The 23,155-nt window shown below is 44.9% G+C and carries 20 protein-coding genes, 5 tRNA genes and 1 riboswitch; of the genes, 22 read left to right on the top strand and 3 right to left on the bottom strand.

Translation table 11 applies throughout. The annotated features are described in order from the left end of the window. Positions 1-2: 2 nt before the first annotated feature. Positions 3-1,217 carry a metal-dependent hydrolase family protein gene (locus ACSNJE_RS06680; RefSeq protein ID WP_013119931.1) on the bottom strand — a complete coding sequence of 405 codons (1,215 nt, stop codon included), beginning with the start codon at positions 1,215-1,217 and terminating at the stop codon, positions 3-5. Between the two features lie 135 nt (positions 1,218-1,352). Between ACSNJE_RS06680 and ACSNJE_RS06675 the strand changes: the two genes are divergently transcribed. The 6 genes from ACSNJE_RS06675 (at position 1,353) to ACSNJE_RS06650 (ending at position 5,520) form a co-directional block, all read left to right on the top strand. Further along, positions 1,353-1,429, top strand: a tRNA-Pro gene (locus ACSNJE_RS06675). 224 nt (positions 1,430-1,653) lie between these two features. Further along, positions 1,654-2,250, top strand: coding sequence for a tetratricopeptide repeat protein (locus tag ACSNJE_RS06670; protein ID WP_495252274.1), 597 nt, complete (start codon positions 1,654-1,656; stop codon positions 2,248-2,250). A 67-nt stretch (positions 2,251-2,317) separates the two neighbouring features. Continuing rightward, on the top strand, positions 2,318-3,157 hold the full coding sequence (locus ACSNJE_RS06665) for a L,D-transpeptidase family protein (protein WP_495252273.1): 840 nt from the start codon (positions 2,318-2,320) through the stop codon (positions 3,155-3,157). 90 nt (positions 3,158-3,247) lie between these two features. Next, on the top strand, positions 3,248-3,547 hold the full coding sequence (locus ACSNJE_RS06660) for a hypothetical protein (RefSeq protein ID WP_013119935.1): 300 nt from the start codon (positions 3,248-3,250) through the stop codon (positions 3,545-3,547). A 16-nt stretch (positions 3,548-3,563) separates the two neighbouring features. After that, positions 3,564-5,207 carry a flagellar hook-length control protein FliK gene (gene fliK / locus ACSNJE_RS06655; protein WP_495252272.1) on the top strand — a complete coding sequence of 548 codons (1,644 nt, stop codon included), beginning with the start codon at positions 3,564-3,566 and terminating at the stop codon, positions 5,205-5,207. Between the two features lie 10 nt (positions 5,208-5,217). Further along, positions 5,218-5,520 (top strand): EscU/YscU/HrcU family type III secretion system export apparatus switch protein, encoded by a 303-nt coding sequence (locus tag ACSNJE_RS06650; protein ID WP_013119937.1) that lies wholly within the window; start codon positions 5,218-5,220, stop codon positions 5,518-5,520. Here ACSNJE_RS06650 and ACSNJE_RS06645 read toward each other — a convergent pair. Then, a complete protein-coding gene (locus ACSNJE_RS06645; RefSeq protein WP_495252271.1) occupies positions 5,517-6,566 on the bottom strand; it encodes a PRC-barrel domain-containing protein in 1,050 nt (349 codons plus the stop codon). The genes ACSNJE_RS06650 and ACSNJE_RS06645 overlap by 4 nt on opposite strands. A gap of 162 nt (positions 6,567-6,728) precedes the next feature. Here ACSNJE_RS06645 and ACSNJE_RS06640 point away from each other — a divergent pair, with 162 nt between their 5' ends. The 8 genes from ACSNJE_RS06640 (at position 6,729) to ACSNJE_RS06605 (ending at position 9,844) form a co-directional block, all read left to right on the top strand. After that, positions 6,729-7,187, top strand: a complete 459-nt coding sequence (locus ACSNJE_RS06640) for a pyruvoyl-dependent arginine decarboxylase (RefSeq protein ID WP_495252270.1) — start codon at positions 6,729-6,731, stop codon at positions 7,185-7,187. A gap of 87 nt (positions 7,188-7,274) precedes the next feature. After that, the gene (gene speE / locus ACSNJE_RS06635; protein ID WP_495252269.1) at positions 7,275-8,102 is read left to right on the top strand and encodes a polyamine aminopropyltransferase; all 828 of its coding nucleotides are present in this window, start codon (positions 7,275-7,277) and stop codon (positions 8,100-8,102) included. A 12-nt stretch (positions 8,103-8,114) separates the two neighbouring features. Next, positions 8,115-8,990, top strand: a complete 876-nt coding sequence (gene speB / locus ACSNJE_RS06630; protein WP_495252268.1) for an agmatinase — start codon at positions 8,115-8,117, stop codon at positions 8,988-8,990. A gap of 104 nt (positions 8,991-9,094) precedes the next feature. Then, the gene (locus ACSNJE_RS06625) at positions 9,095-9,331 is read left to right on the top strand and encodes a heavy-metal-associated domain-containing protein (RefSeq protein ID WP_474774517.1); all 237 of its coding nucleotides are present in this window, start codon (positions 9,095-9,097) and stop codon (positions 9,329-9,331) included. 78 nt (positions 9,332-9,409) lie between these two features. After that, a tRNA-Val gene (locus tag ACSNJE_RS06620) sits at positions 9,410-9,485 on the top strand. Between the two features lie 21 nt (positions 9,486-9,506). Continuing rightward, a tRNA-Asp gene (locus tag ACSNJE_RS06615) sits at positions 9,507-9,584 on the top strand. Between the two features lie 9 nt (positions 9,585-9,593). Continuing rightward, a tRNA-Phe gene (locus tag ACSNJE_RS06610) sits at positions 9,594-9,669 on the top strand. Between the two features lie 100 nt (positions 9,670-9,769). Continuing rightward, a tRNA-Gly gene (locus ACSNJE_RS06605) sits at positions 9,770-9,844 on the top strand. 67 nt (positions 9,845-9,911) lie between these two features. Here ACSNJE_RS06605 and ACSNJE_RS06600 read toward each other — a convergent pair. Beyond that, positions 9,912-11,198 carry a glycoside hydrolase family 18 protein gene (locus ACSNJE_RS06600; RefSeq protein WP_495252267.1) on the bottom strand — a complete coding sequence of 429 codons (1,287 nt, stop codon included), beginning with the start codon at positions 11,196-11,198 and terminating at the stop codon, positions 9,912-9,914. 255 nt (positions 11,199-11,453) lie between these two features. Here ACSNJE_RS06600 and sigI point away from each other — a divergent pair, with 255 nt between their 5' ends. The 8 genes from sigI (at position 11,454) to ACSNJE_RS06560 (ending at position 23,154) form a co-directional block, all read left to right on the top strand. Further along, positions 11,454-12,170, top strand: a complete 717-nt coding sequence (gene sigI, locus ACSNJE_RS06595; protein WP_495252266.1) for an RNA polymerase sigma-I factor — start codon at positions 11,454-11,456, stop codon at positions 12,168-12,170. Positions 12,171-12,176: 6 nt separating this feature from the next. Then, a complete protein-coding gene (locus ACSNJE_RS06590) occupies positions 12,177-13,373 on the top strand; it encodes an anti-sigma-I factor RsgI family protein (RefSeq protein ID WP_495252265.1) in 1,197 nt (398 codons plus the stop codon). A gap of 117 nt (positions 13,374-13,490) precedes the next feature. Further along, entirely contained in the window at positions 13,491-14,897 is a 1,407-nt protein-coding gene (locus tag ACSNJE_RS06585; RefSeq protein ID WP_495252264.1) for an S-layer homology domain-containing protein, read from the top strand. A gap of 131 nt (positions 14,898-15,028) precedes the next feature. Then, a riboswitch (cyclic di-GMP riboswitch) is annotated at positions 15,029-15,120 on the top strand. Between the two features lie 86 nt (positions 15,121-15,206). Beyond that, on the top strand, positions 15,207-16,202 hold the full coding sequence (locus ACSNJE_RS06580) for a helix-turn-helix transcriptional regulator (protein WP_495252263.1): 996 nt from the start codon (positions 15,207-15,209) through the stop codon (positions 16,200-16,202). A 115-nt stretch (positions 16,203-16,317) separates the two neighbouring features. Further along, entirely contained in the window at positions 16,318-16,806 is a 489-nt protein-coding gene (locus ACSNJE_RS06575) for a hypothetical protein (RefSeq protein ID WP_495252262.1), read from the top strand. 510 nt (positions 16,807-17,316) lie between these two features. Beyond that, entirely contained in the window at positions 17,317-20,571 is a 3,255-nt protein-coding gene (locus ACSNJE_RS06570; RefSeq protein WP_495252261.1) for a helicase-related protein, read from the top strand. Beyond that, on the top strand, positions 20,564-21,223 hold the full coding sequence (locus ACSNJE_RS06565) for a DUF4391 domain-containing protein (protein ID WP_495252260.1): 660 nt from the start codon (positions 20,564-20,566) through the stop codon (positions 21,221-21,223). The genes ACSNJE_RS06570 and ACSNJE_RS06565 overlap by 8 nt, the downstream gene beginning before the upstream one ends. 2 nt (positions 21,224-21,225) lie before the next feature. Beyond that, a complete protein-coding gene (locus tag ACSNJE_RS06560; RefSeq protein WP_495252259.1) occupies positions 21,226-23,154 on the top strand; it encodes a site-specific DNA-methyltransferase in 1,929 nt (642 codons plus the stop codon). Position 23,155 lies beyond the last annotated feature (1 nt).

Here is a 23,155-nt window from a genome sequence, read left to right as displayed (position 1 = left end):
CCTTATATATACGCTATAAATTCGATATTTTTTAATTGGTTCAAGTTTTGCAAGGGGTTGCCGCGAACGCCTATAAATAAAGGTAATTTTCCCGGTTTCAGATGGCCCGCCTCATGCATACCAACAATCTTCGCGGAAGCAGAGGTGGCGGCGGATAGGATCTCCTCGTTGGATAATCCTGCTTTTTGGTAATATTTCAATTCATCAAGATATGATTTTCCATGGTAGACCTGGTTCGCTCCCGCGTCTGTCCCTATGCCTAAAAGAACGCCATAATTGACAGCTTTGTTAATGGCTTCCAGTTGTCCTTCGTAAGAACGCCGGATAACATCCAGGTTGGCCCCGGGATAAGGTACATGACCTGCCGTTAAAAGATTGCCCAGGGGCGCGACGGTAGGGAGCCAAGCGGTTTGGGATTCGGCCATTTGTTTTAGTGTAGCATCTTTGACAAAATAGCCGTGTTCTACCGAATCTACCCCGGCTGATATGGCTGTCGACACTGCCTCATCGGAGCTGGCATGGGCCATCACCGGGAGGCCGTACCGGTGCGCTGTATCCACGATAGCACGCAGTTCCTCGGCGGTAAACTGGGTCTTGCCTACCAGGCCATATTCTTTAAAGCTGACCAGGCCGGAAACAACAATTTTAATATGGTCAACTTTCTGCTCTGCCAAAGCTGCAATCTGATCTTTTGCATCAGCCAGGGTTTCAATTCCCGGTCCCAGGAAATGTCCATACCTGCCTTTTTTATAAAGAGCTGTGCCAGGCGATAGTATTTTTGGCCCCTCAAGTTGACCTGTTTTTTGCGCTTCTCTTGTCTGAAGACTAAAACCATACAGGTCGCCTCCGTCCCGCAGCGCTACCAGGCCGGAGGAAAGGGAATCCTGCATCCATTGTTTGATGCGGGAACGCGTAGCGGCTGGGTTGGTCGTCCATTCTTCAACGGTTTTCAGCAGGTTTTGGGAATCGAAAGCCAAATGGACATGGCAGTCTATTAAACCGGGCATCAGTGTAATTTCCGGCAGGCGAATAACCTGCGCATCATGCTGGGCATCGTTAATTTCAGTTTTTAAACCGCCTGTAGAGACCCGTTCAATCCGCCCCTTTTTAATTGTTACGGTGCAGTTTTGTAAAAGACCTGAGCTACCGGCCCCTTCCCAAACCTGGCCGGCATGGATGATGTAATACTTATCGGGCTTAATTTTTATCGTTTTCATAGCTAGTCTCCTGCTTAATTATGTTATTATCATTATAGCACAAATAACTTTGTTTATCTGGAAGCGGTTGCAATTGACACGAGCAGGCCTTTATGTTATCATATCTTACGTAGTTTGTTTCTGCCGTTGTTTTATCGGGATGTGGCTCAGTTTGGTAGAGCGCACGGTTCGGGACCGTGAGGTCGCAGGTTCAAATCCTGTCATCCCGACCATTAATAAAAAATAACTTTATTTTATTATAAAACTTCTTTGTGTCACACAAAGAAGTTTTTTTGTGTTTTACACGTTTTGACAAATTTTTTGGACAACTCGTAGTAAAATGTAATTAAACATAGTATATATAAGGAACGGATTGAAGAATTTTCACTTGGTTTTTAAACTTTTTGCTACGGAAACAAAACGAAAAGGGCAGCTATGTTAAAAAGAGGGCATGGATATGGACGATTGGTGGGCGTCTGGTATAAGCTGTTTTTTGCCTGAAGAGGCCGTTTCCTTTCTAAGTGTGGCAATAGTATATTATTTACTAAACCGGTATTATAAAAAACTTATAGATTTTTTGTTTACATTCCGCGCCAAACTGTTTAAGTTAAAACCTCTACAGTATAAAGTTCCACCCCATTTCAACCGTACTGGTTTACAGGCCAAAGGGCAGAAACCGGAAATACATTATTACCTCGGAGAAGCTTATTTGCGCTCAGGCATGCTGGAAGAAGCCAAAAAAGAACTGCAAGCAGCCTTGTGCTTGGACCTCCATTTGTTTAATGGCAGGCCGTATACCAGGCTGGCTGAGTGTTACCTGCGGGAGGGAAACCGCGAAAAAGCCCTGCAGATGCTGGATAAGGCTGTTGATTGGTTCCCTACATTAAGCACTCTTTGCGAAACGGGGGAATTGTACAGGATTTCCGGGGAAAAAGAAAAGGCCAGGAGAATTTTTAACCAAGTAATTCAGGGATATAAAGAACAGTTAAAATACAGGCGCAGGAAAGAGTGGCGTTGGCTGCTTTTTGCCCTGTTGCGCAACTTTAACTTATAACTAAGCTTTTTCAACACGCCTGAACACCTCCTTGCATATTATAGGTGAAAGAAGGAGGTGTTTTCTTTTGCTGTTTAGCAGTCGGTTCTTAAGGTTAATGACTCCTTATTTGTCGGGGCCTGATGTCAAAGCAGTTCAGGAAAGGTTAGTAGACCTGGGATATTACAAAGGCCGTGTTGACGGTGTTTTTGACCCGGCAACGGCCAATGCAGTGGTGGCTTTTCAAAACTCAAGGGGGCTGAAGGCCGACGGTGTGGTCGGGCCGGATACCTGGAGCGCCTTAGGAACGGATATGGCGGTTAGCGCTGCGCCGGGACAAGGGTATAGAATTTTTATTGATACAGAGAGATTCCGTTTAAGCCTGTTTAAAGACGGGGTTCACCAGGCTGCTTGGCCCGTTGCAGTTGGCAAGCCAAGTACTCCCACTCCCATTGGAGACTGGGTCATCACTGAGAAAATTATGAACCCGGGAGGGCCCTTCGGGGCTCGGTGGATGCGTATAAGCGTTCCCTGGGGAGGATATGGTATTCATGGCACAGACAACCCGGCGTCCATAGGAACGGCGGCCAGCCACGGTTGTATCAGAATGTATAACGAGGATGTGATAAAGTTATATGATATAGTAGGTATTGGAACACCTGTCAAAATAACCGGCAGGGTATTTACGGGACGCCTGCTGCAAATTGGGGTTCCTCCCGGGTCGGACATAGTTCAGGTTCAACAGCGGCTGCAGACTTTAGGATATTATAAAGAAGAATTGGATGGCCAGTTCGGGCCGACCACCCGTAACGCTGTTATAGCCTTCCAGCGGGTTAGAGGCCTTGTCCCTGACGGCATTGTAGGGCCCCGTACATATGAAGAGTTGGAAAAAGCTTATGACCAGGCTTTAGGGCTCCGTTACCCTTAAACGCCTTTAAAATATGCTTGTTATAATTTTTTCCAAAGCAGGACTTTGCCAAGTTTTATTTAAATATTTGAACATGGGAGGTGAGGCCCATTGGCTTGTCTTACCCGCACCGAAGTAATAGACCGTATTGAAAAATATCTGGCCAGGAAGATTTCTGCGGCTGATATTGGTTGGTGGGCCTTTGATATATTTGTTGAGGCAAATATAGAATATGAACCGGGTCACGAGCGTATTTTAAAGGATGTTATTCAGGCGCTGCAGCACTTCCACGACGATGACCCTTTAATGCGGCAATTTTACCCGGAGGAAGAAGACTTGATATATTATTTAAGGTGTTTAAAAGGCGAAGAGATGTACAACCCCCAAAAAATACCTCATTGGAATGTTTAATCAAAGGGGGAAGCTTATGGACGGAATAATCTTTCAAGTATTATCTTATCTCGGCGAATCGGTTGACAGAGAACCAGGAATAGTCTTCAGGCCCGGAGATGTTATTAATGTATTTGTGAAACAGGTGACAGGAAATCAGGCGCTACTCCGGTACCAGGGTCAATTGTTTTTGGCCCGGCTGGAAGCTAATGTTGAGGCAGGGGCCAGGCTGCAGTGCCTGGTCCAGGGCGAGCGGGATGGCAAAATTCAACTGAAGCTTCTTGCGGAAGGGAAAAACCTCGACTGGAAGGCCGATGATTTAATCGGTAGGCTTTTGAAAAAGGCTGGCATCGCCGAATCTTCGTATACCAAACAGATAGCTTTGTCGATGTTGCATCAGGGTATGGCCGTGACCAGGGAAAACGTCGAGGCTGTACTGGCGGGAGCCAAGAAAGTACAGGCCTCCTTACAGGATTTGGACCTGTTGGTTTTCCTGCATAAAATGGGCTTGCCCATTGAAGATAAGATTTTGTCCGCCTTAAAAAATTCTATCGATAGCCCTGATAGTTTGGGTAGGCAGTTGGCTGATTTAAGAAACATGCTGATAGCCTTAAAGGATAGCGCGGGCCCGGAAATACTGAAGAACCCCGAAGCAGTGCAGACCGTTGAAAGGATCATTAACCTGCTCAACCAATTGACTGTAAAGCCCGGGGAAAGCGGCCGGAATACAGTTATGCAAATTGCTTTGGCCCGGGCAAATCTGGCGGGCGGAACTGACCGGGCGTTAGATACGGCAACCCAGAATTTGTTTGGATCAGGGAGTATTATTGCCGCCCCGGATGGTTCGGAGCAGCCCGTTGTCGGTAGGTATAACGGTGCACGGGAAAAACCGGTTGCGGCGCTGGAACCAACGGCGCCGGAACAACAGTTATTACAAACAAACGTACATAAAGGCAATGTCTTGGAGGGACCGAACCGCTCGGAAGCGGAAACCGAGTCTTTTCCGGCAAGAGAAATTCTGCCGCGGCTTATTAAACTGGTGCAGGTCAGAGATATACATAGCAAAACGGAGTTTATGACAAAGCTTGATCAATTTTTGGACCGCCAGAGGGAAATTTTTGCTGATACCAAAAATGACAAGCTGCCTGACCTCTTAAACCGGTTGCTGGATTTTGTGAAAGATGAACCTCACCAGGCGGCCAGGGAACTGGTAGCGAAGATTTCCGACCTGGTCGATAAGTTTGGTGTCTACCAGGAGGTCAACCGGACAGTTGACCCGGGACGGGAAAGTTTTGTTTTCCTGCAATCTTTGGTTGACCCTGATAACCCTGCCGGGGCATATGAGGTATTGATCAGATTTAAAAAAGACGGGACGAAAAGAAAGGTCAACTATGAAAACTGCCAGGTAACGGTTTCCCTGAATACGGTTAAACTGGGCCTGGTCAGGGCCAGGGTGAGGTTAACAGGGAGGGAATTAACCGGCAGATTTATAGTGGAAAACGAACAAGTGAAAAAAACCGTTGATGCCAAAGTTGGATTATTAAAAGAGCGTTTACAGGGTCTAGGGTTTACGGCAAAAATTCTTTCTACCGAAGTAGTCCAAGAAAAGGAACGAAGTGTAGTCTTTACTGACAACGATAAAGATCCGCTGAAGATTAATCAAATCGACCTGCGGGTGTAGGGGGACAAAAATGGCGGGTGCAAGTGAAAAAAATAACGGGGGTAATTCCGGGCACATAAAAAAAGCCGTTGCCCTTGAATATAAACCCGGTTTACAGGATGCGCCGCAGGTGGTGGCCACGGGTCAGGGGCTGGTGGCGGAAAATATTGTCCGGCTGGCAAAGGAATATAATATTCCTATTGAAGAAGATCCGGTACTGGTCGATGCCTTGCGGGTATTGCAGTTGGGGGAAGAAATTCCGCCTGAGTTATACCGGGTAGTGGCTGAAATTCTGGTGTTTGTCATGGATTTGGACAAAGAAGCGAGGAATTAAATTTCCTCGCTGTCTTTTTCCAGGGTTTCCAGCTTTTCGGCTACATCACGGGTGGCTATGGATAAAAGCAGTTCTTTGGTTTTCCCTGCCTGTTGAATCTTATCCAAAATTTCCGGGCTTACTTCACCATCCTGGGCAATGATAAGTTGGCCGTCGTTATCATAGATGTCTTTGCCAACTTTTTTCCAGAGAAGAGAGGATAATTCCTCGGGTGAAAGTTTGTTCCTGTTTTTGAAATTCTGTAGTTTTTCCATCCATGCTTCATAGGTACTCACCAGTTCATTTTTACTGTCGGACAAAAATGTGGTAGTTTTGGCGGCAGTTTTTGTGATAAGTGCTTTGGATTTATCTGTACCTTCTTCTTTCATTTCTTTTACTTTTTCGCCAAGCTTTTTGCTGACCTCTTTAGCTGTGGACAAAGTTACTTCCCATCCCTTTTCCACATCGTCTTTCAGGTTAGCCAGGTTACCTTTCCAGGATTGCAGGTTCTCCTTCCAACTGTCAATGTTATCAACAATTCCTGAATCGGCTTTTTGCAGGGATTCTCCGGCGTTGTCTTTCGCAATGATCACATCAGGGCCTATTTTCGTGATTGCTGAGACGGGGATGAGGGCTTTACCTTGCATAAGATTTCTGATTACGCCGCCCGATAACAGAAAGCTTTCGATTTTACCGGAATCCGCATCAAAACTGAAGTCTTCGACAGTCCCCATCAATTCGCCGGAGGGGGTTATTACCCTGGTACTGTAAATGTTGAAATCATTGGCCAGTTTTTCCAGGGAGGGTAAGTTATTTAAGTTATCCACCAAATCTTTTGTTTCAACGGTTATGGCATAATTTCCGATTGCTTTGACAGAAGAAAAGCTGAGGGCTTTTTCGCCTTTGAACCAGCCTTTGGTGTTTAAAGTAAACCCTGCTACCATGGCTGTTTCGGGGTCTACCAGTACCCGGGCCACTGCACCCAGGTCCTCGCCTTGCAGGGTAATTACCTGCTTGCCGATGACCTCCTGGGTTTTGAATAATCTTTTTTCCGGATTTGCATTCATGCAACATTCCTCCTTTACAAGGTATAGTTGTTTACTTTGATGAAACTGAGCCCATATCCTTCCTTTTTTGGCGGAGGTAAAAAATTTTTATTTATTTTTTTTTGATTTTTGGTATAATATTCTTATGTTCTTTTGAGGACTATACATAAGGAGGTTTATACTATGTTGCCAACACCAAAGAAATATTTTGTTACAGCAGCCGCCGCAGAAGGGAAAACCAAACTGACTGCTTTTGACAATGCCTTGTTAAAGGCTAGGGTCGGAAATATAAATCTTATCCGGGTAAGTAGTATTTTACCGCCAAATACTGAATACGATCCCGATTTAGTTATCCCACCCGGTTCACTGGTTCCTACAGCCTACGGCTCAATCGTGAGCGATGTGCCGGGAGAAACTATTGCGGCCGCCGTAGGTGTCGGTATATCCGAAGACGATTTTGGCGTGATTATGGAATTTTCCGGTAAGTGCACCAAGGAAGAGGCGGAAAAAGCCATTGAACAAATGGTGAAAGAAGCCTTTGAAGTTCGTCAGAAGCCCCTGAAAGAAATAAAAATCGCTGCTGCTGAACATACTGTAGTTAACATTGGATGCGTCCTGGCGGCTGTTCCTATGTGGTACTAATTTGCTTTGATGGAAGTAGACGGGGGAGTTACAGGAATTACGGTAACTCCTTTTTTATGCTTAACATAATTAAGGAGGCTGAATTCGATGGAATTATGGTATACAGAAAAACAGACAGAAAACGTGGGGATAACCTGTAAAACTTCGCAAACCCTGCATCGGGAAAAAACAGAGTTTCAGGATTTGGCCATTATTGATACCCTGCAGTTTGGCCGCATGCTGGTGCTCGATGGCATGGTGCAGACGACTGTCAAGGACGAATTCGTTTACCATGAAATGATCAGCCATGTACCTTTGATGACTCATCCCGCGCCAAAAAAAGTATTGGTCGTCGGAGGAGGGGACGGTGGGACCATCAGGGAGATAATCAAACACCCTTCGGTGGAAGAAGCGGTACTGTGTGAAATCGACAGGCGGGTAGTGGAGCTTTCTCAGGAATACCTGCCGGAAATTAGCTGCGGTCTGAAGGATAAGAAAGTAACTGTTTTATATGCCGATGGCATTAAGCATGTTCAGGACAACCCCAATACCTATGATGTAATCCTGGTGGATTCGACAGAGCCCGTCGGCCCGGCTGTGGGGCTGTTTGCCAAGGAGTTTTACCGGTCTATATTTAAAGCCCTGAAAGAGGACGGGCTGTTTGTGGCACAGACGGAATCTCCCTTTTTTAACAACGACCTGATTTCCCGGGTGTTTAAGGATATTGCCGATGTATTTCCTATTGCCAGGCTTTACCTGGCCAGTGTGCCGACTTACCCGAGCGGTCTCTGGTCTTTTACCCTCGGTTCCAAGAAATATGATCCCTTAAACCCGGCTGTGGATAAGGAGCTATCCTTTGAGACCAGGTATTATACCAAGGGATTGCACCGGGCAGCTTTTGAGTTGCCCAGGTTTGTCAGTGATTTGCTAAAATAGGCGGTGAGAGGGATGCATAGCTTGGTGGAGCACTATGGAAGATTTATGGGCAGCGCCACTACCTATGAAGAGGCCGATACAGTGATAATCGGGATTCCTATGGATTTTACCGTCAGTTTCCGGCCCGGTACTAGGATGGGGCCACAGGCGGTGCGCAATGTCTCTTACGGTTTGGAGGAATTCAGCTTTTACTGTGCAAAGGATTTGGCTGATTACAGTTATTTTGACTGGGGCGACATCAACCTTCCCTTCGGCAATGTACCGGGCAGCCTGGACAGGATTGAACAAGTGACAGCAGGTGTTTTGAAAGACGGTAAGTTCCCTATTTTGATAGGCGGCGAACACCTGGTATCCTATCCCATTGTAAAACAGGTTTATAATAAATACCCCGATTTAGTGGTACTGCATTTTGACGCCCATGCCGATTTGCGCGCCGATTACCTGGGTGAGGTTTGGTCCCACGCCACCGTGATGCGTAAGGTGGCAGAATTGATTGGGGGACATAACCTCTATCAATTTGGCATTCGTTCCGGTACCAGGGAGGAGCTGGCTTATGCCAGGGAAAACACGAACCTTTTCATGGACGATGTAGTGGCCTCACTCAAGGGGGCAATGGAAGAGTTCCACAACAGGCCCGTATATGTAACCCTGGATATTGATGTGGTTGACCCGGCTTTTGCGCCGGGGACCGGAACACCGGAACCTGGCGGCTGTAGTTCCAAGGAAATTATAGAGGCCGTTGACCTGATGGCTGATTTAAATGTAGTTGGCTTTGATATTGTAGAAGTATCCCCGGTTTTTGACCAGTCAGAGAGGACATCGTTACTGGCAGCCAAACTGATCCGGGAAGCTATTCTGGGTTTCACCAAACCGCGAAATATGAAATAGAATATTGACAAAGTGCTCTTTATCAATTACTCTATATAAACAGGGAAGTAAATACTAATGCCCTTTCGTTACGGTAGCTTATAACCGAAAAGGGGGTCAGAGCTATGTGTGAATGTTGTGCCAACCATGCCAAAAAACATGAAGACCATATTCATGTGCAGGGCGTTAATTGCGGACATTGTGTCAGCGCTATAGAAAAAGCTTTGGCCGATATGCCCGGTATCAATGGGTTGGAACATTTGGCAGAAGCTAACCAGCTAAAAATCAGTTTTGATGCCAGACTGGTTGATGTGGCGAAATTAACAGAGATTATTACCGGTTTGGGATATAAAGTAGCCTAAAAAATTTTTAAAAGGCCAAAAATTGCATTTGACTTCTGAGCCGACATTGTGTATACTTATCTTTGTCGGTGATTGTTCGGGCGATTAGCTCAGCTGGGAGAGCACCTGCCTTACAAGCAGGGGGTCGGCAGTTCGATCCTGTCATCGCCCACCATAAATTTAATAATAAGTTTGCGGAGCAGTGGTCTAGTCGGTCTAGGATGCCGGCCTGTCACGCCGGAGGTCGCGGGTTCGAGTCCCGTCTGCTCCGCCATTAAAAAGTGCCACGGTAGCTCAGTTGGTAGAGCAGAGGACTGAAAATCCTCGTGTCGGCGGTTCGATTCCGTCCCGTGGCACCATTATATTGCATTACATGGCTTTGCCCAAAAATTTCATTGCTTTCAGGGTTGACTTTATTTTTTAAAAGTGCTAATATATATTTTGTCGGCAGCACCATATGCGGAAGTGGCTCAGTGGTAGAGCATCGCCTTGCCAAGGCGAGGGTCGCGGGTTCGAATCCCGTCTTCCGCTCCATAATAATGAGCAAAATACCCTTTCACAAAGGGTATTTTTTTTACCTTAAAAACCGGGAAATATTGGCTTAGCTATGTTTCACAATCTGAAACATATTATCCAGTACAATCCAGTTTTCCGGGAAATACAGCCCCAGCACCCAGTAACTTATGCCGCGTAACCCGTATTCAGCGGCCAATCGGTATTTTGCCTGCACGCTCCTGGCATCTTCAAACCAAACTACATGCTCATTACCGTTTTCATCCCTATAATTAAAGAATGGTGATTGGGCAACCTCATCAAATTGTATAGTTGCCCCGTATCTGGCGGCCAGTCTGAGAGCCTGGTGGGGGCTGATCCTCGGCGCCCATGGTCCGCCGGGCGTATACGGCAGGGTCCAGTTATATCCGTACAGTGGGACGCCCAGCAATATTTTTTTGGCCGGTATTACAGAAACAGCATAGTCCAATACTGCCTTAACTTCATTTAATGGCGCTACGGCAAGAGGTGGTCCTCCTGCCCAGCCCCATTCATATGCCATTAACACTACAAAGTCGACGATTTCTCCATGGGCCTTGTAATCATGGGCGCCGTGCCACTCACCTGTTTTGATGTCAAAAGGTTTTGGCGCCAGAGCTGTGGAAACAGGATAATTCTCTGCATGCAGTGCGGCAACAACTTTTCCCAGGAAAGAATTATATAGCTGGCGGTCTGCAGGTGGAATCCGTTCGAAATCAATATTCAGCCCGTAATAACCTTTATTTTTCAGTAACGCCAGGACATTTTTAATATAGTTTTCCTGCGCTTTATCACTGGTTAATAAACCGTGGACCAGGCTGCTGTCAAAATTGCCATTCCTGAAATTGGTAGTAACCAGCAGTGGAGAGACCCTGTACTGCCCGGCCACGGTCAGTATCACGGAATCGTTGATTGGGTTCAGACTCCCGTCCTCATTGATTGTATGGCTAAAGGGACTTATGTAGGTCAGGTACCGGCCAACTTCATCGATAGTGCGGGTTTCCCTGGCGGCACTGGAAGGTTCAATATATCCGTTTACTTCAATGGTACCAAAAGTTTTGGTTGTTTCCGGGATTCTGAGCCTCATACCGGGATAAATCAAATTTGGATTGACAATCCGGTTAAGTTCAACGATCCGGTTTATTGGGACGTTGAATCTCCGGCTAAGTAGCCAAAGGGTATCACCGGGCCGCACTATATAGATGAATTCAGTGGTCGGAATGACCAGAGCCTGCCCGATAATAAGATAAGGAATATCCTGTAGTCCGTTGGTATTGATGATACTCTCAACGGTTACCCCGTAGTTTCGCGCCAGAGCATACAAAGTATCTCCGCGGCGGACAACATGTATTCGCAAAGCAGAAACCTCCCTTTCAAATTCCTACTATTCATCATATTCAGCGCGACAATAAAAGATAAAAAATGCATGAAACAAAAAAGGAATAAAGTGCTGTAGTAAAACCAACTCGAGGGACTCTAAAAAGTTCTTTTTTTTTTGGCTTTTTTTTGGCAAGATAAGGGAAAATTGCCCAATATGTCGAATAATTGATATCATCAAGACCCTCAGAAAAGATTATCCGGCTACGTAATACACAGGGGAAGTGATTCACCGGTGAATGATTCTGTAAAGGATATACTGCTAAAATCCCAACAGGGAGATGTGGAAAGTCGCGAACTGCTCATCAGCAAATATAAAAATTTTATTCTTCAGGCGGCATCCAATATATGCAAAAGAAAAATAACGTGGGATGATGACGAGGCCAGCATCAGTCTTATTGCTTTTAACGAGGCTATTGACCGCTATAATGAACACTACGGCAAGTCTTTTAATAACTATGCCTTTATGCTGATTCGCAGCCGGTTGATAGACGAGTTTCGCAGGGAAAGAAAAAAAATAGAGATGGAAAGCCTGTCCCTGGATGATAATGCTGATTTTGCGCTGTCCGCGGTAGAGGTTGCCTCAGCCGTTGCGGCCCACAAGCTGGACGAATCGGCTACCGAACTGGCCTCTGAATTGAACAGGTTTGATAAAACCCTGCAGGAATACGGCATAGATTTAATTGAACTTGAAGAATGCTCTCCGGACCACCGGGATACAAGAATTAAGTTGATCCGGATTGCCAAACGTTTTTCTGCTTACCCGGCTTTACTGGAGCAGTTAATTAGAAATAAGCGGCTGCCGATTAAAGAAATGCTCCCGCACGTTGAGGTGAGCCGCAAAACTCTGGAGAGAAACCGTAAATATTTAATTGCCCTGATTTTAATTTTCGGTTCCGAAGAGTTTGTGGGGATCCGAAATGCCATTTCATTTGCGGAAATAGGGGAGTGACGAAAAATGTACGGAACAGTCATGAAAATTACAGATAAACAAATGGTGGTATTGTGTGAAGACGGTAAATTTCGTAACCTGCCACTGACTAGCCCAATTCCTGCTTTGGGCGAACGGATTCCCATTCCCGATAAGGTTGTTGCCGCCAGGCCGCTGAAAAGGGGCTTTCCTATTTCCAGGTTCCTTGCGGCAGCAGTTTGGCTGGTTTTGTTTATCGGGGCCTCCTTGTTTGTTTCGCGGTTGTATACGTCAGCTCAACCTGTGGCCATGGTGGCGGTGGATATTAATCCCAGCGTTGAACTGCTGGTTGATAAGGAGGGCAGAGTGCGGCAGGCTTCTTTAGTCAATGACGATGCCAAGTTGTTATTGGCGGGAACGGAATTGACCAACAGAGAATTTTACGATGCCGTAAACATCATTATAAATAAAGCTATTGACCAGGGATACCTGGATCTCAATACGGACCGGAACCTTATTATGATTTCGGTAGTTGATTTAAATAAGTCCCTTTTCAAAGTAGACCCGGCCAGATTATCAGCGCCTGCGAAATCATACGATATAGAGGTATTTTATGTAGCCAAGGAACAAGAAATCAAGGCAAGGCAAGCCGGTTTAACGGTAAATAAATATTTGGTTTACGAAAAAGCTCAAAAGGCAGGAATTGCCTTGGATAAGGAGACGCTGAGGAAAAAGTCTGTGGTCAGGTCCCTGCAGCAGGCAGGTATAGACCCGAAGAGTTTTTTCAGGTATGTACGGGCGTTGGATAAAAATGGCCTGAAACATTATAGGGGCGGGAAAAAGAATGATGATAATGAACATGATGAAAGAGATCAGGAAGAAAAAGAAGATGATAAAAAGGGTGAAGGCGAAAGAATAAATATTCCCGCGGGACAAATAGCGAAACCGGCCCAAAATCCGGATATAAAAATCTGGCATGATGATGAGCAGGTAAAAAACGATGAGCAAAAGGAGGAAAAGGAACCGAAAAATAATCAGGAAAAGCAAAAAGCGAGGATAGAAGACCGGGAAGAAAAGAAGAAAAAGATGGATGAAAAAGAAGAAGAGTTTAATAAGGATAAGCAGGAACCCGATGATAAAAAATATCGGGGTGCCGACGAGAAGGACGGCGATAACAAAAAAGACGATAATATGTTCAATGACCGAAAAGAAAATAGCTCAGACAGTGACGGAGACCGGGAATAAAGGTAAACGGGGCCTACCCCCATAAATCAGGATTTTTTCCGTAATAGACATTAGAATATCAGAAAACCGGGTATCCTTTGGGGTTGACCGGCAAAAATCGGAGGGAGGAGATAGAAAATGAAGAAGTTGAGAACGTTTTTAAGTTTGTTGCTGGTGGCGCTGTTTACTTTTGGCGTAATAACGCCTAAAGTTTCAGCCAAAGAAGTGAAAACAAAAATTAATGAGGACGGCCGGGTGCAGATTATTTTAGAATTCGACGATGTCGAAGAGGCCAAATGGGCAGCGGAGTTTATTGCAAAAATGAAGGCTAAAAACGTGATTTCGGGATACCCCGACGGCACCTTCAGGCCTAATCAACCTGTCAGCAGGGTAGAAGCAATTGTCATGGCTGTTCGCTTAATGGGTTTGGAAAAGGAAGCCCAGGCCAAATCTGCCGAGAACGTAAAACTTCATTTTAAGGATGCCGCTTTGCTGGAAAAACAGTATCCCTGGGCCAAAGGTTACGTGATTACTGCCTTGGAAAAGGGGCTTTTTGATACAACGGAGGAAAAAATCCAACCGGATAAACCCGCCACCCGCGTTTGGATATCAAGTCTGCTGGTCAGAGCTTTAGGACTACAGGCGGATGCCCTCAAACAGATGACTAAAATCCCCGTTTTCAAGGATGCAGACAGTATTCCTGCCGGAGCAATAGGTTACATAAATGTAGCCCTTGAACAGGGAATTATTGCAGGGTATCCGGACAACACATTTAAACCATACAAAAACGTGACCAGGGCAGAAATGGCTGCTTTGCTGGATAAAACAGGCAACGGGCTGCTGGAAAATACCGGTGCAGTAACAGTCTATGGCACTATAACCGATATCAATTTCGTCTCTATTTCAGTAACCGATAAGGTTTACGAGGCCACAACGGGAACTGTTACAGTCAGGACCTTTGCCGGAGACAGTGCAACCTATTTTATTCCCGCTGATTTAATGGTTCAGAATAAGGATGGGTTTATCCGGGCGAATCAGCTTGCGAAAGGTGATGTTGTTACCCTTGTAATTAAAGATAACAAAGTAATTGAGGCGTACCTGCTGGATAAAGAAACAGTCGAGAACACGGAACCGGGCATTTTGAAACTGGAAGTGAAAGTGGATACAGGGGAAGGCCGGGAATATAAACTGGAATATAAAAACGAGAAGGGGAAAGTCTACGGTGAAGTAAAAGAAGAGCAGGGGAAAGAAAACGACGAAGATAAAAACGAGGACAATGGAGACAAAAATAATGAAGAAAAAAATAAAGAAAATATAGCGCTGGTTAAAGAGCTGGTTGAGAAAATGGCTTTAACCAGTGAAATGACGAAACAAGAAATTGCCGACCGGGTTTTAAGTGTTCTGGAAATTGATGAAAATGCTGTAAAAGAATTAGAGATTGAAGTTAGGTTTGCCAATGGCAAAAAGGTAGAAATCGATATTGAAAAGGAAAAAACAAAGCAGGCAGAGGAAAAAGAGGATGAAGAAATGAAAGATGATGATTAAAAATTCTCTGTTATTGCCGGCTAGGTCTGTTGTCGAAAAATGTTACAATAAGACGAGCGATATCTGTTTTAAACTGCAGGAAAATATAGACTTCCTGCAGTATTTTATTAAAATGAACAATATAATTGGTACAAGTCATTTTGCAAACTCCGCGAAAGTGGGGGACGCAAAGCCATGGGTCCTGGTACGCCGCGGGAAAGGCAGGGACCGCCAGGTTGCAGCAGATATCACGGTACGAGGTGAAAGCCTATTCCTTCACGGAGTAGGCTTTTTTGTGTTTATCCAGGATTATATTATGAGGTGACGAAAATGCCCGAAAGCAAATTGACCAGGTCTGTGCGACTGACCAAGATGCAGGACTTCATCCGTTTAAAAACACCCGGGGGAGGGGCTACTCTTCAGGAAATAGCCCAGGAGTGCGGGGTCACCCCGCGTCAGGTTTTCCGGGACCTGATGACATTGGAGCGGGAGCTGGGAGTCAGATTGACCAGACCGGGTAGAGGGAATAAAGAAACCGGCCGGTATAAAATAGAAGATATGTTCGGTCTAAAAATTGATTCGGAAACTGCTGCGGTAATGTTTTTAAGCATCCTGCGCCAAAAGGGGAGTCCGTTGGCGATAAAAATCAATCAGATTAAAGACATCTTAATCGCAGCCCTGTTCAAAAACCGGTACGCCGGCCAGTTGGAGGGTATCAAGAAGTTGCAGAACCGTGTGCATATCGTGGAGGAACAACTGCTGGACATAAAGAAGGCCGGAGAAGTATTGACGCGGTTATTAAATGCACTGGCCGAAAACAATGTTGTCAGTATTCGGTATTTTACCCCGACCAAGGGAGCATGGTCCACAAGAGATGTGGAACCTTATGGCCTGTGCAGTAAACATAATGTGTGGTACCTGATTGGTTTTTGCAGGAAAAACAGGGACACCAGGACCTTTAGAATTGACCTGATTGATTATGTGTTTGTAAGAACAGAGAAATTTCGGTTTCCTGAGGATTTTTGTCTTGACAGCTATTTTGGGGAAAGTTGGGGCGTTTATGCAAGTGATGAGGCGCAGGATGTCCTAATTAAAGTATCGTCAGAGATTGCATACAGGTTTCGCCTTTTAGCGTATCACCCCAGCCAGCAGATTGTGAAGGAGCTGGAGGACGGGTCGATTATTGTTTCGTATAGGACTTCCGGTATATATGAGTTTACCGGCTGGCTGCTGCAGTGGGCGGAGTTTGTGGAGGTACTGGAGCCCGCGGAGTTGCGGAGGCAGATGAGAGAGAAGCTGGAAAAAATGGTGGAGAGGTATGTTTAGGGGAAATTTTTCGCAAAAAAGAACAAAAGTGACAAACAGTGGTCAGTTTTGTAGTGTAATTTGAAAAGGGTAGTCACAGGCTACCAAAAACACATATAAAAGAGGAGGGTGCTTTATGGCGACATTTACTGCACAAATTCTGGTTGGGCATGACCATATTTACCATGGAGGGATAGTGCCAACTCATTATCTTTTACTCTCAGAGAATAGCAGGCCGGCCTGGATACTTCAACCGTTTACTGAATATACACGTGGAGTTAAAGTCCAAAGGATTACCTGGATACCCACAGTGAAGAACATGCTGGAAGATGCTATGCTGATGATCGTGTTAAATGTGTTTAAGGTAAAAGAGATAGTTGAAGTGGCCCAAAAATACTTTGCCAAGGAAATAACCGGCCGGCTGGAACTGTATGAGGATATTGAGCCCAATAACCTGAAGGACCTTTATAACAGATGCCGGTCAGTACATACGGATGCCAAGGTTGTCGTAACTGCGCTGCAAGGATCTACTATACTGAGGCAGTTAGACGTACTTAAAGAATACAACATTGACTGCGAAGTTTGCACAACGAGTTTTTCTAAGTCCTCCGGTGTATGGCGGTGAGGACGGCGCTGCAGGTAGCCGTCAAACAGTATTCGGATTTTGTCGATAATCTCATAGTATACTGTTTCAGCCCGGTATAAATAGAGTTCAACAGATAAGTTAAAAAACATGTTGTATTGGTAACATGTCTTTTTCTTCTTATGGTTTAAAATCAGGTTTTTACATATTAGTATGGGTTAAGCTGCAACCGCAAAGCCAACGGTTCAGGGGCTGCCCGGTCTCCGGCGGAAAGCGTTATGGCCCTATCTACGGAAACTGATGGAACAAAGTGTTTCAATTTAATATTGGATAAATACGGGTTCAATGAATTCATAGGGGCGGCGGCTGACGGTTATTTATCCACTTTTAAAAAGGATTTTGGCAACAGCAAGGAGTATTCTCTATATTGTGGCAAATGTTGTCGAAAATACCTGACAATATGTATGTGAAATCTTTGCAGCAGTATTAGTGATAGCACATTGAAATTGTGTTTTGGCATAAAAGTTGAGGGACACAGAAAGAAGGTTCTGTATGGAAGTCATCAGTAATACCGACAAACTGCTGGGCGATGATTTGAAACTGACTATTAAGCCGCACTCAAAGGTATCAATTGCTGCTTCGTGTTTCTCCATATATGCCTATGAAAGTTTGAAAAATGCTCTTGAAAAGGTGGAAGAGGTCAGGTTTATTTTTACCTCTCCGACCTTTATTGCGGACAGTTTTAAGAAGGAAAAAAGGGAATTTTACATACCAAAACTCACCAGGGAGAAAAGCCTGTACGGTACGGAATTTGAAATAAGGCTCAGGAACGAGCTTACCCAGAATGCCATTGCCAGGGAGTGCAGTGAGTGGATTAGGAAAAAGGTACTTTTTAAATCAAACCGGACCAGTGGCGCTTTACAGGGTTTTATCAATATTGAAAACAAGAATAGTACCCTTACTTACATGCCTGTTAACGGTTTTACGACTGTTGACCTGGGATATGAAAAGGGCAACGCCCTTTCCAATTTGGTCAATAAAATTGACGAGTATCCGGTCAGCAAAGCTTATATTGATCTTTTCAATTCACTTTGGCATGACAGGACCAAACTTGAAGATGTAACCTCATTGGTACTGGAGCATGTTACCAGTGTTTACAAGGAGAATTCTCCCGAATTCATCTATTTTGTTATCCTTTACAACATTTTCAGTGCATTCCTCGAAGATATTAGCATGGATTTACTGCCCAATGATGCTACCGGCTTCAAGGAAACAGAGATTTGGAAAAGGCTCTATAACTTTCAAAAAGATGCTATGATAGGGGCTATCAATAAACTGGAAAAATACAATGGCTGTATACTGGCCGACAGCGTCGGCCTGGGCAAGACTTTCACAGCGTTGGGGGTTATAAAGTATTATGAGCTGCGCAATAAGTCGGTTTTAGTCCTGTGCCCCAAAAAACTGGGTGATAACTGGCTGACGTACAGGCAGAACCTGTCCAACAATATCTTGTACGCAGACAGGCTGAGGTATGATGTCCTCTACCATACGGATATTGACAGGGACCGAGGGTATTCAAACGGTATACCTTTGGACCGGCTGAATTGGGGGAACTATGACCTTCTTGTGATTGATGAATCTCACAATTTCAGGAACAATGAGGCGAAAAAGAATAAGGAAAACCGCTATCAAAAGTTGATGCGCAAGGTGATAAAAAGCGGGGTAAAAACTAAGGTGCTGATGTTGTCCGCCACTCCTGTCAACAACAGGTTTAATGACCTGAGAAACCAGTTGGCCCTGGCCTACGAGGGTAATCCGGAAGCAATTAACAAGAAGCTTAATACTGAGATGGGCATTAATGACATTTTCAGACGCGCTCAACTGGCTTTTACCAGATGGTCGAAACTGCCGGTGGCTGAACGGACTACCCAGACATTACTGAATATGCTGGATTTTGATTTTTTTGAACTGCTGGACAGCCTTACTATAGCCCGCTCCAGAAAGCATATTCAGAGATATTACAACACTGCAGATATCGGGCAATTCCCCAAAAGACTGAAGCCGATAAACAAATCCTGTGAATTAACCGAGAGAAGCGATGTCAAAGGGTATAACGAAATATTCCGGGATTTGTCGCGGCTTAACCTGGGTATTTATGCACCGTTCAAGTACATTCTGCCCAGCCGGGTAAAGCTCTACGAGAATGCCTATGATACGGAAGTAAAAAGCGGCAGCCTTAAACAAGTTGACCGGGAACGCAGTTTACAGGTCCTGATGCGTATCAACTTACTGAAGCGTTTAGAGAGTTCGGTGGCCGCTTTCAGGATTACCGTGTCAAAAATTCTGGCTAAATTAGAGACTACCCTGGCATTAATCAAAAAATTCCAGGAGGACGGATATGCCAGGGACATAAAATACATAGATATCGAGGACGTCAACCTGGATGATGATTCCTGGCTGGATGAAGACTTCAGTATCGGTGATGTTGTGAAAATAAACCTGTCAGACATGGACCTGCTTCGTTGGCAGGAAGACCTGACCAGCGATTATATTATCCTGTCCGAACTGATGGCGGAAATGGAAAAGGTTACACCTGAACATGACCTCAAACTGATTACTCTAATGGAGACCATTGAAAATAAGATCCGGAATCCTATCAATCCGGGAAATAAAAAAATCATTGTCTTTTCAGCTTTTACCGATACTGCGGATTATCTGTATAACCAGTTATCCGGCTACATTAAAGAACGGTATGGACTATACACCGCAAAAATTGTGGGTAATGACCAGAATAAGAACAATGCCGGTCTGAAAAATGACCTGAATACCCTGCTAACCTGTTTTTCGCCGGTCTCCAAGGAGAAACACCTGACTATGCCGGATGTGCACGGTGAATTGGACCTGCTTATTGCTTCGGACTGCATATCTGAAGGGCAGAACCTGCAGGACTGCGATTACCTGATTAACTATGACATTCACTGGAACCCGGTGAGGATAATCCAGCGTTTCGGGCGGATTGACAGGATTGGGTCGAAAAATGATGTTATCCAACTGGTTAATTTTTGGCCAAACATGACCCTGGACGAATACATAAACCTGAAGGAACGCGTGGAAAACCGGATGGTAATTATGGATATGGCGGCCACCGGTGAAGATAATGTTTTGTCCAACGAGTCCAGCGACCTGGAGTACAGGAAGCAGCAGTTGCAAAAACTCCAGCAGGAGGTAGTGGACCTTGACGATTTAAATACCGGAGTATCCATTACTGACCTGGGACTAAATGATTTCAGAATGGACCTGGTGAATTATGTGGAAGAAAACGGGGAACTGGATAAGGTGCCTTTAGGGATGCATACGGTAGTAACGGCTGATGAGGAAAAAGGGATAACCCCCGGCGTTATATTTGTACTGCGGAATATTAATGACGAGGTAAACATCAACGACCAAAACAGGCTGCATCCTTTTTACCTAGTTTATATTAACGAAGAGGGCAATGTTGTCACTAACCATCTGGACGTAAAAAAGACGTTGGATATATTACGGGGAATATGCAAAAACAAGCCTGAGCCTATTAGGGAAGCGTACGAGGCTTTTAACCGGGAAACAAATGACGGGCGTGAAATGAGCAGATATTCAAGGCTTTTAGAGGACGCCATCAGGTCAATAATTGATGTAAAAGAGGAAAGTGATATAGACACCCTGTTTACCGCCGGAGGAACCACTGCGCTTGTAAATTCGGTGAAGGGACTGGAAGACTTTGAATTGATTGCTTTTGTAGTGATCAAGGCAGGTGGCGCCTGTGTTTAACCTGCCCGATCGGACCCTTTATAACAGGAGGATACCCAAGAACAAGTTTTACGAGAAGTTGAAGGCCAATACCAAACTGAAGGACCTGTTTGTGGAACAGGTGGACTATATTGTCTGGAAGTACAAGCTCTCCAAAGACACTGTCAACCTTGAACCAACAGAAGATGTGCAGGAAATACAGGTTTTTGAAATTCACCTGAAACAACGGGACCTCTCCAGGGAAATACTGGAGAACATTGACAAGGCAATACCTTATCCCATTATTCATGTGCTGATTTACCAGAACCTTGCCAAGTTTGCGGTGGCTTATAAGCAAAGGAACCGAAATGACGAGGATCGGTCCGTTATCCGGTCATACTACGAGTCAGACTGGCAGCCGGTGAACGAAGTATCCGTTAATTTATTGCAGGGCCTGGACCTTAAAGCTGTATATGAAAACTTCATTAGAAGCCTGATGTCAGTTGACACGGGTACTGAGGAAGAACTTGCCGATGTGGTACACCGACAGGAGGAAATTGAACGGCTTACCAGGGAGTGTGCCAGGCTGGAAGCCAGGATAAAGAGTGAAAGGCAGTTCAACCGAAAGGTGGAACTGAACATGGAGTTGCAGAAAAAGAAACGTGAACTAGAGAAACTCAAACAGGGAGGCTAATCATGGACAGGCTTAAAATGAAATCTGTTGACCTGACCCAGGATAATATAGACAAGATTGCCCAGCTTTTCCCCAATGTAATCACTGAGGTCAGAGACGAAACAGGCAGGCTGAAAAAAGCTGTAGATTTTGACCTGCTGAGGCAGGAACTGTCTGCAGATTTAGTTGAAGGTGATAAAGAACGGTATCAACTGACCTGGCCGGGCAAGAAGGAGGCTATACTTCTTGCTAATACTCCTATTAACAAGACCTTGCGGCCGGTTAAAGAGGACAGTGTTGACTGGGATAACACCCAGAACCTTTACATAGAAGGCGACAACCTGGAAGTGCTGAAACTGCTGCAGGAGTCCTACCTGAACAAGGTCAAGTGCATCTATATTGATCCCCCGTATAATACGGGCAAGGATTTTATATACAGGGATAATTTCAGACAGGAAAACGGTGAATACCTTGAGGACTCGGGACAGGTGGATGATGAGGGCAACAGGTTGTTTCAGAACACCGAGTCAAACGGACGGTTCCACAGTGATTGGCTGACCATGATGTATTCCAGGCTTAAGCTGGCTCGGAATCTGCTGAGGGATGATGGGGTTATATTTATTAGTATTGATGATAATGAATTAGACAATTTAAAGAAAGTATGTGATGAAATTTTCGGCGAAAGAAATTTTGTCTCCAGAATAGTCGTATATTCTAACCCGAGAGGAAGGCAGTCAACCGGTAACATTGCCCCGACCCATGAATATATATTGATTTATGCTAAGGAGATTGATAACTGCAATTTAAAAGGAATCGGCTTGACACCGGAGCAGGTCAGGGAGTATAACCGCGAGGACCAAAAAGGCAAATACAGAGAAATCGGTTTGAGGCTTAGGGGCGGCAGGGCCACAGCGGCGGAGTCACCTACTCTGCATTTTCCCATATATTATGATGTGGACAACGATAAAATTTATCTGGAAAAAGTAAAAGACAATTTGGTTGAAATAATCCCAAAATTTGAAGATGGAACTTTGGGAACTTGGCGCTGGAGCAAGGAAAAAATTATTAAAGATATGGAATACTTGTCAGTCCGTACAGTCAGAGGGAAAAACGGTGAAATAAAGTATGATATATTTCAAAAGGACTATTTAACTGAGGATAAAACCCGAAAGGTCAAGAGTCTGTGGGATGAAAAAGATATAAATTATGATAGGGGTGCGGAAGAAATCCGGGATATATTCGGGCATAAATTGTTTGATTATTCCAAGCCATTATTTATGATTAGAAAAATAATGTCCATTTCGACCGATAAAAATTCAACAGTTTTGGATTTCTTCTCTGGTTCCGCCACCACCGCTCATGCCGTCATGCAGCTTAATGCAGAAGACGGAGGTAATCGCAAATATATAATGGTCCAACTTCCTGAACCAACCGCTGAAAACTCAGAAGCTTACAAAGCAGGCTATAAGAACATCTGCGAAATCGGCAAAGAACGAATCAGGAGAGCTGCCAGGAAAATAAAGGAAGAGACCAACGCTGACATTGACTATGGTTTCAGGGTGTTCCGCGTGGATTCCTCCAATATGAAAGACGTGTATTATACTCCGGACAAACTTAAGCAAGACAGTTTGTTTGCTTTAGAGTCAAACATTAAAGAAGACCGGACCGGTGATGACTTGATAATCCAGGTAATGCTTGAATGCGGCCTGGAACTGTCGCTGCCCATGGAAAAAAGGGAAATAGAGGGCTGTGAGGTCCATTTTGTAGCCGGTAACTCACTGGTGGCCTGTTTTGATAAGCAGGTGCCGGAAACAGTTATCCGGGCTATAGCTGCTGAACACCCCTTAAGAGTGGTATTCCGGGACAGTTCTTTTGCGAGTGATGCCGACCGGATAAATGTCGAGGAAATATTCAAGATGATTTCTCCGGGTACGGAGATTAAGGTACTTTAGG

The sequence above is a fragment of the Thermincola sp. GK-1 genome (assembly GCF_059412445.1).
This window is presented reverse-complemented; position numbering and strand designations above follow the sequence as displayed.